Source organism: Sphingobacterium sp. WM (assembly GCF_029542465.1).
GTDB classification, from domain to species: Bacteria; Bacteroidota; Bacteroidia; order Sphingobacteriales; family Sphingobacteriaceae; genus Sphingobacterium; species Sphingobacterium cellulitidis.
The window spans coordinates 2,687,974-2,706,994 of the sequence record NZ_CP120709.1 but is presented as its reverse complement, the minus strand read 5'-3'; the positions used below and the strand labels follow the sequence as shown (position 1 = coordinate 2,706,994).

Annotated in this window: 11 protein-coding genes and 1 riboswitch; of the genes, 6 read left to right on the top strand and 5 right to left on the bottom strand. The window is 37.4% G+C overall.

Annotation, left to right across the window (positions count from 1 at the left end):
• Positions 1 to 39: 39 nt before the first annotated feature.
• Positions 40 to 135, bottom strand: a riboswitch (TPP riboswitch).
• A gap of 50 nt (positions 136 to 185) precedes the next feature.
• Positions 186 to 1,871 (bottom strand): NAD-binding protein, encoded by a 1,686-nt coding sequence (locus PZ892_RS11560; protein ID WP_277711299.1) that lies wholly within the window; start codon positions 1,869 to 1,871, stop codon positions 186 to 188.
• A 4-nt stretch (positions 1,872 to 1,875) separates the two neighbouring features.
• Entirely contained in the window at positions 1,876 to 5,214 is a 3,339-nt protein-coding gene (locus tag PZ892_RS11555; RefSeq protein WP_277711298.1) for a TIR domain-containing protein, read from the bottom strand.
• A gap of 306 nt (positions 5,215 to 5,520) precedes the next feature.
• Here PZ892_RS11555 and PZ892_RS11550 point away from each other — a divergent pair, with 306 nt between their 5' ends.
• The gene (locus PZ892_RS11550) at positions 5,521 to 9,378 is read left to right on the top strand and encodes a TIM-barrel domain-containing protein (protein WP_277711297.1); all 3,858 of its coding nucleotides are present in this window, start codon (positions 5,521 to 5,523) and stop codon (positions 9,376 to 9,378) included.
• A 98-nt stretch (positions 9,379 to 9,476) separates the two neighbouring features.
• On the opposite strand, the gene PZ892_RS11545 is transcribed toward PZ892_RS11550, so the two are convergent.
• Positions 9,477 to 10,004 carry a YceI family protein gene (locus PZ892_RS11545; protein WP_277711296.1) on the bottom strand — a complete coding sequence of 176 codons (528 nt, stop codon included), beginning with the start codon at positions 10,002 to 10,004 and terminating at the stop codon, positions 9,477 to 9,479.
• Between the two features lie 326 nt (positions 10,005 to 10,330).
• Here PZ892_RS11545 and PZ892_RS11540 point away from each other — a divergent pair, with 326 nt between their 5' ends.
• The 5 genes from PZ892_RS11540 to PZ892_RS11520 all read left to right on the top strand — a co-directional run bounded on the left by PZ892_RS11540 (position 10,331) and on the right by PZ892_RS11520 (position 17,236).
• Positions 10,331 to 10,732, top strand: coding sequence for a hypothetical protein (locus PZ892_RS11540; RefSeq protein WP_277711295.1), 402 nt, complete (start codon positions 10,331 to 10,333; stop codon positions 10,730 to 10,732).
• Between the two features lie 177 nt (positions 10,733 to 10,909).
• Positions 10,910 to 11,992, top strand: a complete 1,083-nt coding sequence (locus tag PZ892_RS11535; RefSeq protein ID WP_277711294.1) for an efflux RND transporter periplasmic adaptor subunit — start codon at positions 10,910 to 10,912, stop codon at positions 11,990 to 11,992.
• Between the two features lie 25 nt (positions 11,993 to 12,017).
• Complete coding sequence (locus PZ892_RS11530; protein WP_277711293.1) at positions 12,018 to 15,179, top strand: efflux RND transporter permease subunit; 3,162 nt, start codon at positions 12,018 to 12,020, stop codon at positions 15,177 to 15,179.
• Entirely contained in the window at positions 15,136 to 16,617 is a 1,482-nt protein-coding gene (locus PZ892_RS11525; RefSeq protein ID WP_347176391.1) for a TolC family protein, read from the top strand. Before PZ892_RS11530 ends, PZ892_RS11525 begins: the two co-directional genes overlap by 44 nt.
• A gap of 148 nt (positions 16,618 to 16,765) precedes the next feature.
• Positions 16,766 to 17,236: a hypothetical protein gene (locus tag PZ892_RS11520; protein WP_277711292.1), complete on the top strand. Its 471-nt coding sequence runs from the start codon at positions 16,766 to 16,768 to the stop codon at positions 17,234 to 17,236.
• Between the two features lie 36 nt (positions 17,237 to 17,272).
• On the opposite strand, the gene PZ892_RS11515 is transcribed toward PZ892_RS11520, so the two are convergent.
• Both PZ892_RS11515 and PZ892_RS11510 read right to left on the bottom strand, forming a co-directional pair.
• A complete protein-coding gene (locus tag PZ892_RS11515; protein ID WP_277711291.1) occupies positions 17,273 to 18,301 on the bottom strand; it encodes a LacI family DNA-binding transcriptional regulator in 1,029 nt (342 codons plus the stop codon).
• 148 nt (positions 18,302 to 18,449) lie between these two features.
• Complete coding sequence (locus PZ892_RS11510; RefSeq protein WP_277711290.1) at positions 18,450 to 18,932, bottom strand: hypothetical protein; 483 nt, start codon at positions 18,930 to 18,932, stop codon at positions 18,450 to 18,452.
• Between the last annotated feature and the right edge of the window lie 89 nt (positions 18,933 to 19,021).

The following is a 19,021-nucleotide window of genomic DNA, read 5'->3' as shown; positions in this document are numbered from 1 at the left end:
ATAATGGCTATAGGGAAGGGAATAGGCAATTGGTCTGCCAAGCGCTTATCTGCTTTTCCCTACGCCGGTTTTAACCGTATCAGGTTCAAAGGGACTGTCTCAATTCTATAAAAAAGAATACCCCTAAAGCCAATCAAATATACCCTAAACAATCTGCAAAGTCAAATATTCAAGGTCTTCATAGCTCAGGAATTCAATAGAATCTTAATCCTCAGAATGGTATCCCTGTCTTTTTGCTTTTCACTTTCACTTAATATCTCCCAAGGAATCAAAGAAGGATGCAATTTGAGCTCATCATTCCTGCTTTCCCCAAAATCCCAACCATTGATATATCGATGCGCCATCCAACGATTATGCTCGATGATGGCGAGTGTTTCTATTTCTTCCGTACTGAATGATATCTGATTAGGATCAGCAACTGGCCAATCCTTTTCGGTCAAAAGAAACTTATAGGGAATATGATCGGCCTGTGCTCGGCTTGCATCCTTGGCATCCTCACTCAAGGTTAACCAGTCTGAAGTGTATTTCTCACTTTCTGAACTTGCCCCTGATAGCAATTTTCGATAATCATCATGTATCGCCTGAGCCAGTTTATCCTGCTTTTGACCCGTGATAAATTCCAGGTTGCAGATATCTTCCATCTGCCCAAAAAACTTGATTCGATCTGTGTCGGCGGAATAGTTGATCAATTTTCGTAGTCCCTTTCCTTCAGCATTCAATACATAAATCGGGAAATTGGTATTTTGAGTTTTTTCCAATAATTCCAGTCCCGCATTTAGATTGGCCTGATCCTGATCAAATGCCATGATAAATAAAGTTTGATCGCCTTTATTCATAAGCTCCTCCTTCTCAATCATTTCATTGAATGTGCCTTCAAACTTATGGAAGCGAACTGGAAAGATTTTATCAGCTTTCGGATATTGTTCGCTAAAATAATTTCGGTCTTTATCGGCATGGTCAGAGTATATGGAAATCTGCAAATCATTTTCAACAGAGGTGTGAAAAATCCTCAACGCCTGAACCAACATGGCCTTTGCAAAATCCCCATAACCTAGAAATACAATCTTATTGATGTCTGCAATGCTTTTCCCAACCTTCTGCATATCCAGTGGAATCTGCGAAAAGAATTGACGAGCAAGCATTTTATGGATATTAAAAAATCTTAGCTGAATCTGATTGTTCTGAAAATGGATTCCTGTGTTTTTGACCAAGTCGATTAATCGGGGGTTGCTGATATGTAAAAAACAAAGTAGTTCATTCTGACATTTGGATTTATCATAGATATCCTGAACCGATTCAATGATTTCTATCACCGTTTGCTCATTCTCTAAAAAGACAATCAGGGTGGAAGCACGTTTGATTCCTGCTTCAATAAGGGTATTCTCATCCTCAGCATTTCCGATGATGACTAAATGACCCTGTTTTTTTACAGCATTGATGTCAGCATGCTCGGTTTCTTTTTCAATTGCAATTCCCTGCTTTTGATAGTCATCCTTCAAACTCTTGAATAGCTGTCTTCCTTTTTTTGAAATTCCAATTGAAATCAAATGGTTTTTTTTGAAAGAGGCCTTCATTAGGTTGAACTGTTCCGAGAATACTTTCTGAATAATTTTATAAGCCCCAAAAAGAAGAATCCCAATAGCACAAATTTTGGCAATAATTAATTCTAAAGGAACATTCTCATTTTCAAGACCTGAACCCGAAGGATCACCTCCGAATACAATTTTGATAATTCGATAGATACGATCAGGGAGATATCGAAAGGAGTTGCTCTCAGGAAAAAATTTAGATAAACCTATCCAAGATATGATAATTAAAAAGCATACAAATGCGATTCCCAATAGGCCTTTTTGTCTTCTTGTCAAATTCATTCTTTTACTCGCTTAATTTCTGTTTTGCTTCTTTTAACAGGGATTCTACTTCCGATTTTAATTCCTTGTTTTTGATTTTTATCAACTGCTTCTCTGTGATTTCCACGATTCTTTGTCCAATCAAATGGGTATCTGGATTGCTGCTGAAATAATTCGCTACCATCGCTCTTGCCAAGGGATGATAATCATAGGTAACAGCTAATAAACGCAGGTTTGCATCATTCTTTATTGGATAGTTTTTCTTTAATATATCCGTGATCTTCTCATTGGAACTTGGTGAAACCGTTCTGACCAAGGGGTCGTCAAAGTACCAGGTATCAAAGGTATTGCTGCTATCCGAATAATTTAAGATGGCTCCAGTTTCATTATTGTATTTCTTACCATAGAATTTCTCTAAGTCATTGGCTAATTGATCTTTTGACATGCTCACCTGACCTGGAACTTCCCAGATATTGATGGAATTACCATTCATCAACGATTCTACAGTCATCAATCGCTTATCCCCAGGGATAACATAAATTGCATCAAATCGCTGATTAATAAAGGGCATCGTCAGAATATTCCCGGTCGTAGCATCAATTACCTTAGCAGCCAAACGCATTCCTTCGGCATCGTCCTGTACGAATATCTGTTTATCATCATCCGAAAAATGAAAATATTGGGTGTTTTTACTGATTCGAATGGTTTGCCCAAAAGACTTTCCTTCCTCAAGATCCCAAAGTCGCATATGGGTAGCATCCTCAGACACTGCCAGCACATTTCCTTTATTATTAAAGACCATAAATGGTGAAACGATAGTTTTCATATTCAGGATAGGCTTGAAGGTTTTTGTTTCCAAGACCTCTGCATCCCCAACACTACTAACCTTTAATAGATATTCGCCAGTAGGACTGAAAGCACCGCTACTTAAAGCTTCTTTACCTTCTTTTAATACTTTTTTGGAGGCAATATCCAATACCTTCCATCCATCAGGATTAACCATAATCACCAGCCTAAAGTCTGGACTCACTGTAAATCCTCCAATTTCTTGTTCTTGTGAAAAGTTGATGGTTTGTTTTCCAGTTTCAATATCCCAAGCTGCAAAACTGTTTTTTCCTGTTCGCGCTAAAACCTGGGTTTCATTCTGATTGAAAATATACAGCCTGGCCTGTGAATCAAAGGGCTTTCCAACGGGTTTTCCAGTAGCTGCATCAAAAAAGTAGGTCTTCCCACTTTTCCCCTTTACCAAAACCCGCTTTGTTTTATGAAGAACTAAATGAACAGTTGCCTCTTCGGGAATTTGAATAAAGTTCTTTGTTTTTTCACCTGTATTCAGATTTAATTGTTCTATTGATTTTCCACCCTTATACCTTAACAAGGCGATATCGGTGCTAATTCCGGGCTCTATATGTGCTAAATCACTGGTCTCAAAAAATTGTGCTACCCGCAAGGCATCTCCCTTTTTATTCTCGAGAAAAGTTTGGGAATTGCTATTGACCAAGGACTGGGTCCAATCTGGGGAATTGGCCTCTGAATTTAAGGCATCCTTCTCCATTATTTTAATCATATTACTGAAAAAGAAAACATTCTCTGGTAATTTACTCGTTTTAATCACCGAACCATTGCCAGTATTCAATTGACTGATTTGGGAATCATTCCCAATATATAAATTACCATTATCTGTAAAACCTGTAAATCTCACCAAGGTCGAGGTTGGCAAGGACCATTGAGTTCCATTTAGCTTGTTGAAATAGTTTATTCCTGCTGTATTATGAAAGATAACCTGATTCCCATCCTTACTGAAAACTGCAGTTTTGATCCCCGAGCCTAAATCCTTTTTAAAGATCTGTCTTAGCTCTGGAGTAGAGAGGTCATAAATGCTTACTTCTGAAGGACCTTCAAAAGATTGGCGATCTACCAATAAAGTCTTTGAGGTATTGTCGAAATAAGCAGTGGATGTTCTCAATTCCTGACTTTTGGTAAGATCCTGCTCTTGTTTCGTTTCGGTGTTGAATAAAATTGTTTGTCTGGAGTTTTTATTGAATACAAGGTATTTCGCATCTGGCGATACCGCAGTTATTGCAATAAAGGTACTATCTGGATTGGGACGAATTTCTTCCTTCTTATTATTTTCTATATCATATCTGACGATTACACTGTTAAGGGTAGTTACATAAGCTCTGTTACTGGCATCAAATAGGGGATACCGAATTTGAATGGAGGTTATATCATCTCGTTGGATATGTAGTTTTCTATCAATAGCATTCCAAACCTGCAACACATTCATATTGTTTCCCGCACTTGCAAAACCAACTAGCCATTTTCCATCTGGTGAAAACCGTGTAAAACCATAGTTGACATTAGGCATTCTCGTTAGGTCATCTTGTACTGCAAGCATGGAATGTGCAAATAGTTCAGCACTTTTATCTCCACGCCTGGTTGCTTCCGCAATATAGGCTGCACCATCACCATACTCACTTTCTGTAAGTTTATTGATTCCAGAAGCATACAAGGATTTGGCAAGATTACGTAAAGCCGAATTCCTTTGGTTCCAGGCAAAAATACCTGCAATAATCGCCAAGATCCCCAAGGCTCCAATAGCCGTGGCAATCCTTTTGATATTCCGGTTCTTCCGCTTTATTTTTTCCAGTTGGTAGGCTTGATCTCTTTTGGTTAATTCGCCAAGGGGAACCCCTAAAATACCGGAGATTATTTTTAATAGCGCTAGGTCCAACCTTTGTTTATACTCATCTACCTGATTCTTGATCAGATGATTGGCCACGCCTTGCTCATGTAAATATCGACGATATCCTTCAGGTGAAGTAAAGCCCTCATCCTGTGAATGTGGAATTCGAACATCTGCTGCCAATACTTCCTCTGACTGATCTTTTATGATCTGCCCATTCGCATCCACATTATATCGCAATTCATCAGGGAAACATTGAGCTTCTGTATGGGTGTCGCCATATTCTGGTTCTCCCTTCAGAATCAAGGCCATGATCTTTTTCGATTTCCCGGTTTGCTTGAAATACTTGATCTCATCGCGTACATATATTGAACGCGCTGATTTTGGCGAACTCAAATAAATCAGAAATTCCGAACGGTCCAAAGCCGAAGTTAGAGCATTGCTTAGACTTGAACTGGCCGATAATTCCTTCTCATCCTGAAATACAGGATAGATTTGCCTCGGAATTTCTTCACCGGCTGCATTTTTCTTGCCGATTAAGTCTTCCGGAACCTCATAGGTTTCTAATGCATGATGTAGCCAATCCGCCCATTTCCGACCTTCCCCTTGATTATCGCTATGACTATAACTTATAAATGCTTTATATTTCTTGCTTAGGTCTTGTTCTTGATTTTCCATGAATGAGCAATTTGGTAGTATCTGATTTTCAGATGACAAAAACCAATCCTTTTTCTCTGATTTTTGAAAAATTTGAGTAAAAAGCCCAATTATTTAATCTTTTGTCAAAATTAATTTCCATTTAATATACCATAAAATCCCCTTGAATTGATTTATTCACCATATCATGCTCTAAATTATATTCGAAACTTCTGTAAAATATTTGTGGAAGAATTATATTGATCAATTAAACTTTCTACCTTTAAAAACCTTTTTTAAAACATACGATTATAAACAGATAGAACTATTTTTATTTGATCGTATAACATGTATAGAAACAAACAGAAGCTCTTTTGGGCTTTGGGCTTATCGCTACTTTTTAGCACTACAGCATCTGCAAAAACTTTTGCTGACACATTTACCAACAAACAACAAGTACAGATCGATTCTACAGGAGTACAATCTGTTCAGAAACTTAATTCTACAACCGTCCAAATAAAATTCAGTAATAACGATATTATGTTATTGGATTTTTATGCTGATAATATCTTTAGGCTATTTCAAGATAATAATTACGGGGTAATCCGAGATCCGCAAGCTAGTCCATCGGCTCAAATCCTCGTTGATAATCCAAGAAAGAAAATCCACAGCCTAAGAATTGATGATAAGGGTAAGTCATGGTTTATTTCTACCAAAGAAACTGCCTTTGAAATCAATAAGGAAAACGGTTTATTCAAGATTTATAATATTAAGAATAACCAATTAGTCACCCAATCCCTCGAAGCAATTGATTTTACCAAGAAAAAAGTAAGCCTGCAATTAAAGGAAGATTCTACGGAATACTTTTATGGCGGTGGTGTTCAAAACGGTCGATTTTCACATAAAGGAAAGTCCATTGCCATTGAAAACACCAATAACTGGACAGACGGTGGGGTTGCTTCACCAACTCCTTTTTACTGGTCCACCAAAGGCTACGGGATGATGTGGTACACCTTCAAAAAAGGTAAATATGATTTTGGAAACACCGAAAAAGGAAAAGTTAAGCTTTCTCATGATACGGATTATCTAGATTTGTTTTTTATGGTAAGTGACTCTCCTGTAGGAGTTTTGAATGATTTTTATCAATTAACAGGTCATCCGGTATTACTTCCGAAATTCGGTTTTTATCAAGGTCATCTAAATGCCTATAACCGAGATTATTGGAAGGAAGATCCTAAGGGCATTTTGTTTGAGGACGGAAAAACTTATAAGGAAAGCCAAAAGAATGAAGGTGGAATCAAGGAATCCTTGAACGGCGAAAAGAATAATTATCAATTTTCTGCAAGAGCGGTAATTGATCGTTATGCCCAACATGATATGCCACTGGGTTGGATATTGCCCAATGATGGTTATGGTGCTGGATATGGTCAGGAGAAAACCTTGGATGGAAATATTCAAAACCTAAAAAATCTTGGTGATTATGCTCGTGATAAAGGTGTAGAAATTGGCTTATGGACCCAATCTGATTTGCATCCAAAGGACAGTATAGAAGCTTTATTGCAGCGTGATATTGTCAAGGAAGTTCGTGATGCCGGAGTCCGTGTGTTAAAAACAGATGTGGCTTGGGTAGGAGCGGGCTACTCTTTCGGATTGAATGGAGTCTCTGATGTTGGGCATATCATGCCTTATTATGGTGATGAAGCTCGACCTTTTATTATCTCATTGGATGGCTGGGCAGGTACTCAACGCTACGCTGGTATCTGGTCTGGTGACCAAACCGGAGGGCAATGGGAATATATTCGTTTTCATATTCCTACTTATATCGGTTCAGGACTATCCGGTCAACCGAATATCACCTCCGACATGGATGGAATCTTTGGCGGTAAAAACTTTAAGGTCAATACGCGTGATTTTCAATGGAAAACTTTTACCCCAATGGAACTGAATATGGACGGTTGGGGTTCTAATGAAAAATACCCACATGCATTAGGTGAACCTTATACCTCCATCAATAGAAATTACCTGAAATGGAAATCTGAACTTTTGCCTTATGCCTATAGCATTGCAAAAGAAGCGATAAATGGAAAACCAATGATCCGTGCAATGATGCTGGATTATCCGAATCCTTATACCTTAGGCTCTTCAACGCAATATCAATATTTATATGGACCGTCTATTCTGGTCGCTCCAATTTACCAGGAAACCAAAGCTGATACCTTAGGAAATGATATTCGAAATGGAATTTATTTACCTGAAGGTCGCTGGATCGATTACTTCTCGGGAGACCTTTATGAAGGAAATAAGGTTGTCAATAATTTTGATGCCCCAATTTGGAAAACACCTGTATTCATCAAGGCTGGAGCAATCATTCCAAGGGTGAATGCCAATAATAATGTAAAGGAAATCAATAAAAAACATCGAATCTATGAGATTTATCCTGAAGGTAAATCCCATTTTTATGAATATGATGATGATGGCTATACCCAGGCTTATTTGATTAAAGAAGGTGTTAATACCTGTATTGAGGTAGATGCTGAAAAAATTGGGAAGGTAAATATAGCAGTTAACCCTACGGAAGGGACTTTTGAAGGTTTTGAAAAAGATAAGGTTACTGAATTTTGGATTAACCTGACCAAAAAACCAAAGAAAATCAACCTTACGGTAGGAAAGAAAAAAGTCAAATTAAGTGAGGTTCATTCTAAAGCAGATTTCGAAAAAACGGAGAATGTTTTCTACTATAATGAAAGCCCTAATTTGAATGAATTTTCAACGAAAGGTTCGGCTTTTGAACAAACCATAATTGCTAAGAATCCACAATTGATGATTAAGGTTGCTGAAACAGATGTCGTTCAGAATGCAATTAAATTAACTATTGAAGGTTTTGAATATGCTCCGATCAATAGATTTAGAAAATATTCAGGAACTTTGACAGCACCAAATACTGTAACGGTATCTGATGAAAAAACAAAAGCCTATACCTTAGAACCTACCTGGGACAAAGTCAATAATGCTGATTATTATGAAATTGAATTTGATGGACTAAATTATAGCTACATTAAAGATAATAGCTTGTTGTTTGAGGGTCTTAAACCTGAAACAGCATATAATTTCAAAATCCGCGCGGTCAATAAGGATGGAGTGTCAGATTGGAAAGAATTTGGACAAACCACAAAATCAAATCCATTACAATTTGCAATTACTGGTCTAACTGCCGAAACAACAGTTCCTAATCAAGGCTCTGAAGGAGTTAAGAATTTAGTGGATTTTGATGAAGGTAATATGTGGCATACCAAATGGGGCCAAAAAGCGGTACCATTTGATTTAATTGTCGACTTGAATAGCTTCAACCAACTTGATAAGTTCCAATATCTACCTAGATCAGGTCGTGGAAACGGAATCTTACTGGAAGGAAAAGTTGAAATCAGTAACGATAAACAAAATTGGACTGAAATCGCTGATTTCAATTGGGAAAACAATGATAGCATGAAGGAATTCACTTTCAAAGAACAACCTAAAGCTAGATATGTGAAATTAAAAGTGTCAAAAGCAGTTGGTGATTTCGGATCCGGACGTGAATTGTATGTGTTCAAAGTGCCAGGAACAGATAGTTACCGACCTGGAGACATCAATAATGACCGCTTGATTGATATCAATGACTTAACTTCCTATACTAATTACACTGGTTTAAGACTTGGTGATGCTGATTTTGAAGGTTATGTAAGTAATGGGGATATCAATAAAAATGGTTTGATTGACGCTTATGATATCTCAACGGTTGCTACTAAATTGGAGGGTGGAGCAGAGATCAGTGAGGATGAGAAACTTTCAGGTGCTCTCAAACTTTCAGCATCCAAAACTTCATTTGCCAAAGATGACATTATCGAAGTAAGCGTTAAAGCTGCTGATCTGAAAGATGTAAATGCATTCTCTTTTGCATTGCCTTATAGCCCTCAAGATTTTGAATATGTGGCTGTTGAAAATCATTTGGCAAAACAAATGAATAATATGACCAACGATAGGTTACATAGTAATGGACAAAAAGCATTATATCCTACATTCGTCAATATAGGTGATCAGGAAGTGATCAACTCTAAGGATGGAGTAATATTAACGATCAAATTTAAAGCTAAACGTGCTGGTACCTTTAATCTGAAAGCTAAAGATGGAATCTTGGTAAGTAAGGGTATGAATGTTGTTAATTTTTAGAAATAAATAATCAACCAAATCGATCCGCTTATTTCAGGTGGATAACAAAAAAGACCAGATTAATCTGGTCTTTTTGGTTGTTGTACTGTATTTATTATTTATGCAAGAACGAATTGTAAGTCTGCTTGGAATTTTACGTCTTCACTTACCATTACACCACCAGTTTCTAGCGCAGCATTCCATGTAAGACCGAAGTCATTACGGTTGATTTTACCTTTTACAGTATAACCAGCTTTTTGATTTCCCCAAGGATCTTTTCCAATACCACCGAATTCTACATCGAATGTAACTGGTTTAGTTACCTCTTTAATCGTCAAGTTTCCTGTTAATTTGAATTCTTCATCATCAATTTTCTCAATACCTGTAGATACGAATTTGATATCTGGGAATTGTGATACTGCAAAGAAATCTTCACTCTTTAAGTGTTGATCGCGTTGGCTGTTTTTTGTGTTGATGGAATCTGCTTTAATTTCTACAGATACATGCTTTGCAGCATCTAATACATCTTCACTATTCTCAACATTTACATTGAAGTTCTCAAAATGACCTTTAACTGTGGAGATCATCATGTGTTTTACTTTAAATTCGATTTCGCTATGTGCGCTATCTAAGTTCCAATTTGCCATAATTTTATTCTCTTTATTTTCTCTATTTGTTTTTGTACTACAAAGATGAGGTCATTTTTGTTCTTGCACATTGATGTATGTTAAGAAATGAAATGTTTATTAAAAAAATAAGAATATACCCCTCCCTAACCTCCTTATATAGTATAGATACAGTTTCTAACATGGCAGAAGAAAATAATTAACCCATTTCTAGTTATTTTTAAGACTTTTAAAAAGATTCTGAATAAAAATTAAACTATTGATAATGAATTAGTGACGAAATTATGACGGTTAAAATCTGTTAATACTATTTGATTTATTCATTCGCATAGTATATTTGCCATCAAATGAAAGCGATTATCACATTTGTACTATTTTTCTTCTTCTTAATGATAAGGAGTGGCAATAGTCACGAGGTAATCAATTATTCTGATAGACCCACTATCAGTTTTATGGAACATCAAATGGGATTGCTTGAAAAACAATCTCAACCCACTCAAAAATTAGTTTTCACTCAAACAAATGCGAATGGCTTAGCAGGACATGCTGAACATATCCTTCTGGAACAAGAATCTGAAGACTTCCAATTATGGAAAGATTATCACCTTCAGATGGCTTTCTTTTCTTGTTTGATTGCATTTACATTTTTACTGTTCTTCCCGAATAGGTCCCAAAAGATAACACCGGATTTTATCCTCGATAATAATCCTAACCCAATCTTTATTTCACTTCGTACTTTAAGAATTTAATACGCAATATCTTTCAATGGTCATTGGCAAGAAATTGCTGTTGAATGGATAGGTATTTTTAAAGATCTAATTTTCTTAAGCACACTAACAATCTTCATTGACTATTGAATGTCCTTATCCCTCATTTGGGTTAACACCCATTTTACATTCAAAAACTTTATTAAACATTAACACAAAATGAAGAGAGTTGTTATGCTCATGAGTTCACTAGCTATCTTGTGCCTAGTGTCCTGCAATCAAAAAAAAGAAGAAAAAGAGGAAGATGTAAAATTTACTGCAACCTCCCCAGCGGAAATTGACACCAACTTTAACAAGGAATATGTGTCCCAGATTAAATCCGTTCGGAATATCGAACTAAGAGCATTGGAAAAAGGTTACCTCGAACAAATTCTCGTAGATGAAGGTCAAATGGTTCGAAAAGGCCAATTGCTTTTCCGTATTAAACCAACCATGTACCAAGCGGAATTGAACAAACAAATGGCTGAGGTGGATGTCGCTCAAATTGAAGTTCAGAATACACAGAACCTTTCTGATAAAAATATCGTCTCCCCAAATGAATTGGCAATGGCGAAAGCCAAACTGGAACGCGCCAAAGCGGAAGCTGCAATCGCGCGCCTACACTTGAATTTTACTGAAATTCGCGCTCCATTCGATGGTACGATTGATAGAATTCCTCTTAAGCTGGGTAGCTTGGTGGATGAAGGTGAGTTGCTAACCTCTCTATCGGACAACTCCCAGATGTTTGCCTATTTCAATGTCTCGGAACCTGAATACCTGGATTATCAACGCAATGTTGCTAATCGTGGCGACAACCATGTCTCTCTATTATTGGCAAACAATGAGGAATTGGAACATAAAGGAATCGTCGAAACTATTGAAGGTGAATTTGATTTAGAAACCGGAAATATTGCATTCCGCGCAAGATTTCCGAATCCCAATAAATTATTGAGGAATGGTGAAACCGGAAAGGTGTTAATGACTGTTCCTATGAAACATGCATTATTAATTCCACAAAAAGCAACTTATGAAGTTCAGGACAAGAAATACGTTTTCCTAATCCAGAATGATGGTAAAGTAGTGTCTCAGCCAATCAAAGTAGGTGCCTCCCTTCCGGATTTATATGTCGTAAGCAGCGGTATCAGTACGAATGATAAGATTTTGTTGGAAGGACTACAGAAAGTAAGAGAAGGTGAGAAAATAAAGTATCAATTCGTACAACCGAAAGATGCAATCTCAAACTTGAAAATCAGAACAGAATAAGTTTTAAGGAATAAATAGAATAATCATGTTTAATAGATTTATTAATAGGCCAGTCCTATCTATTGTCATATCCCTTATCATCGTATTCTTAGGGGTATTGGCAATGACCCAATTACCAGTAACACAATTTCCTTCTATTTCACCACCCAAGGTGAATGTCACTGCGGAATACCCCGGTGCAAATGGGGAATTAATGATCAAAGCCGTAGTAATTCCATTAGAAAGGGCAATCAATGGAGTTCCGGGAATGAAATATATGGCATCTGATGCCGGTAATGACGGTGAAGCAAGTATTCAAATTGTATTTGATTTAGGAACTGATCCTAACCAAGCCTCTGTCAATGTTCAGAATAGGGTAGCTTCCGTTGTCAATAAGCTTCCGCCCTTGGTGGTGCGTGAAGGTGTAAAGATTACCCGCGAGGAATCCAATATGTTGATGTACATAAATATGTATAGCGATGAGAAGGATCTGGACGGAAACTTTATGTTCAATTTTGCAGATATCAATGTGGTTTCTGAGTTGAGACGTGTTCCGGGTGTCGGTGTGGCGAATATATTGGGTAACCGAGAATATGCAATGCGTATTTGGTTAAAACCGGATCGAATGACCGCATACAAGATATCCTCTGAGGAGGTAATGAAAGCCCTGGAAGAACAAAGTTTGGAAGCTTCACCAGGTCGTGCCGGCGAGTCTTCAGGGATTAAATCTCAATCCTTTGAATATATCTTGAAATACTCTGGACGCTTTACCACCGAAGAGGAATATGGAAATATTATCCTGAAGGTTAGTCCTAATGGAGAAATCTTGAGATTGAAGGATGTTGCTGATATACATTTTGGTTCAGCAATGTATGATATCTATTCAACCTTGAATGGTAGACCTTCAGCAGCTATTGTATTGAAACAATCTTACGGTAGTAATGCTTCCCAGGTTATCAAAGATGTAAAAGCGAAAATGGAAGAATTGCAACAATCCTTCCCTAAGGGTTTACATTATGAGATCAGTTATGACGTATCTAAATTCTTGGATGCATCGATGGAAAAAGTCTTGCATACCTTGGTCGAAGCCTTCGTATTGGTGGCTTTAGTTGTTTTCTTATTCCTTGGTGATTTACGGTCAACCTTGATTCCAACGATTGCTGTCCCGGTATCTTTAGTGGGGGCATTCTTGTTTATGCAATTTTTTGGAATTACCATCAACCTGATCACCCTCTTTGCTTTGGTGCTAGCGATTGGGGTGGTGGTTGATGATGCCATTGTGGTGATTGAAGCGGTCCATAAAAAAATGGAAGAAGACCATATCTCGGCATACAAGGCAACGAAGCGGGCTATGAAAGAAATCGCTGGGGCAATTGTGGCGATTACCTTTTTGATGGCCGCGGTATTTATTCCAGTTGCCTTTATGTCGGGTCCTGTAGGTATCTTCTATAGACAGTTCTCCATTACGATGGCGACATCCATTATTTTATCAGGAATCGTGGCCTTGACCTTGACACCCGCCTTATGTGCCATATTGTTAAAGAACAATCATGGTAAACCAAGAAAGAAATCAATCGTTGATAAATTCTTGGACTCCTTTAACCGTGGTTTTGATAAAATGCAAGGTCGATATGTTGGTCTTTTGCGAAAAATGGTTAATAAACGCGCTCTGACCTTTATTATTCTGATTGGGTTCTGTATTGGAGCATATTTTCTAAATAACAGTGTGCCGGCAGGTTTTATTCCAAATGAAGATCAAGGGATGATTTATGCCATCATTCAGACTCCTCCAGGATCTACCTTGGAAAGAACCAACAAAGCTGCATTGGATTTACAAAAAGAAGCGGAAGATATTGATGGTGTTGCTTCGGTTTCTTCCTTAGCAGGTTACGAGATTTTGAATGAAGGAACTGCAGCGAATACTGGTACTTTACTGATTAATCTGAAAGGTTGGGAAGAAAGAAAAGAATCTGCTCGGGAAATTATTGAGCAATTGGAAAAAAGTGCCGAAAATATCCCAGGTGCATCCATTGAATTTTTCCAACCTCCAGCTGTTCCTGGTTATGGTGCTGCAGGTGGATTTGAACTTCGCTTATTGGATAAAACCGGAAATAATGATTTCAAAAAAATGGAACAAGTCAGTAAGGATTTCGTCAAGGAATTGAACAAAAGACCTGAGTTATCCTCCGTATTTACCTTTTTTAGTGCAAGCTTCCCTCAATATCTCCTCAAAATAGATAATGATATTGCTCAACAAAAAGGAGTGTCAATTGATAATGCGATGACCACCTTGTCAACCTTGGTCGGTTCAAACTATGAAACCAACTTTATCAAGTTTGATAGACAGTATAAGGTGATGGTTCAAGCATTACCACAATATCGGGCGTTGCCAGAAGATATTTTGAAGTTATATGCCAAAAACGATAAAGGAGAGATGGTTCCATTTTCAGAATTTATGCATATGGAAAAGGTATATGGCTTATCGGAAATCACTCGCCATAATATGTATTTAGCTTCTGAAATCTCAGGTTCTTCTGCCTCTGGATTCAGTTCCGGTGAAGCCATCAATGTAGTCAATGAGGTAGCTCTAAAAACCCTTCCTCGCGGATATGCTATCGACTGGGCCGGTATTTCCAAAGATGAGGTCGCTCGGGGTAATCAGGCCATATACATATTCCTGATTTGTTTGGGCTTTGTTTATCTGATTCTTGCTGCGCAGTATGAAAGCTTTATCCTCCCTTTCGCGGTCATTTTATCATTGCCAGTGGGAATTTTCGGTGCATTTTTCTTACTTAAATTAATGCATCTGGAGAATAATATCTATGCACAGGTGGCCTTGGTGATGTTGATTGGTTTACTGGGCAAGAATGCGGTCTTGATTGTTGAGTTTGCTGTCCAGAAACATCAAGAAGGCCTAAGTATTTTTGAGGCAGCAATGGAAGGCGCTAAGGTCAGGTTCAGACCAATCCTAATGACATCATTTGCATTTATTGCAGGATTGATACCATTGGTTTTGGCAACAGGACCCGGTGCTATTGGGAACCGAACGATTGGTACCGCGGCGGCAGGAGGGATGCTGTTCGGTACCATCTTCGGTGTCCTTATTATCCCTGGTCTGTACTTTGTTTTCGGTACAATCGCCTCAAAAAGAAAATTAATCAAACATGAAGATGAAAACCCATTATCTGAAGAAATCGATGGAAACTAGAAAAAATACAGGCTTCATTTGGGGGCTAATCACTTTGATGGCACTTTCTATAGCAGGATGTAAAGTGCCTCAAGCAACCCAGAAAAAGGAAAATAAAATCCTGCCAACAGCATTCACAGATTCATTAGCTGTTCAGGATACCAGCAATTCAGGAAATGTGAAATGGCGAGAGTTTTTTACTGATCCGAATCTGATCTCCCTGATTGATACATCTCTTAAAAATAATCAAGAACTTAATATCACCTTGCAGGAACTGGAGATCGCTAAAAATGATATCATGCTCAGAAAAGGTGCCTTGAAACCCATTGTTGGGCTGGGTGCCTCAGGTGGAATTGAAAAGGTCGGAAGATATACTTCGCAGGGTGCTGGTGATGCCGCCACTGAAATTACGCCAGGCCATCAAATGCCAGATCCACTTGGAGATTTGAACCTCTCCGTATTTGCACATTGGGAAGTCGATATCTGGAAAAAATTGAAAGACTCTGAACAGGCTGCGGTCAATAGGTATCTTGCAACCGTAGAAGGTAAAAATTTCGTTTTGAGTAGTTTGATTGCTGAAGTCGCAAACTCTTATTATGAGTTATTGGCTCTGGATAATCAACTGGCAATTATTCGTCAGAATATCCAATTACAGGAAAAAGCGCTAGAAGTTGTTAAAATTCAAAAGGAAGCAACCCGAGTTACGGAACTTGCTGTGAAGAAATTCGAAGCTGAGGTTGCAAAAACCAAAGGAATGGAATTTTCTACCTTACAACAAATCAAGGAAACAGAAAACCGAATCAATTTCTTGTTAGGTAGATATCCTCAAACTATTGCTAGAAATCAAGCTAACTTTATTGATTTGCTGCCAGCAACCGTAAAAACAGGAATTCCTAGCCAACTGCTTAACAATCGCCCCGATATTTTGCAAGCAGAACATGAGCTGGCTGCCGCAAAATTGGATGTGCGAGTGGCAAGGAAGGAATTTTATCCATCCTTGGATATTTCTGCTGCCTTTGGATTACAGGCTTTTAAACCTTCTTACCTATTTAGATTGCCTGAATCTCTATTGTATAACTTAGCCGGCGATTTAACAGCCCCTCTTTTGAATAAGGCCGCCATCAAAGCAGAGTTTAATTCTGCAAATTCAAGACAGATTCAAGCCATCTATAACTATGAAAGAACCCTGTTGAATGCATTTACAGAAGTATCCACACAATTATCAAATATCGATAACCTCGAAAAAGGTTATACGTATAAAAATCAAGAGGTAGATGCCCTTAATAAATCCATTGATGTTTCCAATGAATTATTTAAATCTGCTCGTGCTGATTATCTTGAAGTTTTAATGACCCAAAGAGATGTTCTAGACGCTAAACTGGAATTAATTGAAACAAAAAAACAACAACTCAATGCAGTTGTTAATGTATATAAAGCATTAGGAGGGGGCTGGAAATAGCCACTTACCTGATATAATTAGGGTTAGTTTTTCAGGGGAGCGAATTCAATCGCTCCCCTTTTGTGTAGTTTCTATTTATTTTATTATCGGCTTTGGGAAAAATAAATATCTTTGGCGATTGTATTATTTAAATACCAGACAAATTATTATGGTTAAAGTCACAAGTTGCTGTTTATTTCTATTATTGCTGATTTTGTTTAGCTCAAATGTTTCTGCCCAAACGAATCGTTTCTCTGTCGGAACACATCTGGAATGGTCCATGGAAGCTCCTTCTTATTCTAAATTGTATTCTGTAAATGGAAAATACGATCTCTCAGATCGGCAGGCCGTGCAAGCACAATTTGGTCTGGGAACTTATGATATCATTTATTTCGGAGCTGATTATTTGTACAACATATTTTTATTCAATAAAAAACCAAGTGTATTTCTTGCTGCAGGATTAGGCTATGAGGCTATCCGCGGTACCAAAGCAAATGATATTATTATTAATGCCCAGGTTGGATTGGAATATGAAATTCACAAGTTTTCTCCTTTTGTAGGTTATAAACCTAAATATTATTTTGAGGCCGAAGGGATCGACCCAAGTACCATTATGATTGGAGTTCGATATCGATTATAAAAAAAAGATCCTGTTCAAGTGAACAGGATCTTTTTTTTATAAAGTTGAAGACTTTCTCGGAATTAATTTTGTTTTTAATTCGATGGTCTCAAATTCTTCGACTGGATATTTTGATTGTACCAATTCAATTAATTTTGAAAATGCCACTAAGCCAATTTCTTCGGTTGGTTGTACAACTGTGGATAGGGAAGGGTTCAGTGAATTTGGAATTCGAATATTAGAAAATCCGATTACAGAGATTTCCTCAGGGACTTTGATATCCATGCCAGCAAGTACGCCAAGTGTCAAAGTCGTAATATCATCGGTCGCACCAAAAATAGCATTGACCATATTCCCCGTCTTTTTGAGGTAATTCAACTTACAGATGATGGAATCCTCAATCTCATCATGCTTGCTATAATCACATTCCAAATATAAATTAGGATCAAAATCCAAACCATGATCCTTTAGACATTTTTTGAATCCCAATAATCGATCTTCCGCAACGCCAATATTTTTTCCTGTGATATGCAGAATATTCTTACGTCCGGAATTTAATAAATGCTCTGTTGCCTCATAAGCACTGAGCTGATTTTCTACTCCAACCTTATGCGTTTGAAGATCATGGTTCACTCGATCAAACAATACAACTGGAATCCCTGAATCCTGAAGATCCTTTAATTGCTGATAGTTGGAATTAAATGCTACAGGAGAAATCAATAAACCATCAATACCGCGCATGCTCAAAACCTCTATGGCATGCTTTTCCAATTGAATACTATCACGACTCTGCATGATGATAATATCATATTTCTCATCTTGAGACCCTTTATGTATGCCTTCCAATATCTGAGAAATAAAGGTATTACTGATATTAAAAACAATTACACCAATGGTATTTGTCTTCCCCGTTTTTAAGGTTCTTGCAACTTTATTTGGAACATAGTTATGCTTTTCAGCATATTCCTTAACTATTTTCTTGGTGGATTCGCTAATCTCGTAACTATCTGATAATGATTTTGAAACAGTGGAAATGGATAACTTTAAATCGCTTGCAATGTCCTTTAATGTCTTACGTTCAATCATAATTTATTTAATCTGCTAAAGCTTTGCCTTTAGCATTTACTCAATTTTTTAAATAAACGTAAATTTATTGAAATTGCCAATATAATGATGGTGATTACCCGATAATCACGATTTAATTTTAATGAAATGGGTGTTTTTCCTTGAATACTTACCAGGCATATCCTAGACCTACACCAAACCACAAAGGCTTAAATCCATCAACAGTATTGAATATAGGATTGTAGGTCACTTGAAAGGCAAAGCCTTTTTCTATAGGTCTGAACCTATAGCCGATTTCCAAGGATGGCATGATGGTATTAACCTTTTTCTTAACATCAATAGGAGACGCAGCAAAAACAGTATTGACACCTAATAAAAGCCCACTTCTATCCTTACCAATAATATAGTTGATTCCAAGTGGTATGGTTAATATTTGTTCATCAAGGTATATTCCTGAACTTCCAATCCCAGCCTTAAATCCTAGGCCATCTCGTGAGTCTGCTCTAAATCGCATATCAAAGTTCAAATTGACTAATGCTCCTGATCCTAAGCCCTCCAAAAAGACAAATTTCTGTCGCTGAGAATAAGATTTTGAAGTCATGGTGAATAATAATAAAAGAAAAATAGGAACAATTTTGAATGATGAAATCATAGACAGAGGGGTATGAAATAAGTTTGTAGTAATTGAAATAATAAAATTCTTGGCCAAATATATTGAGAAAAAAAATATCTACAATAGAA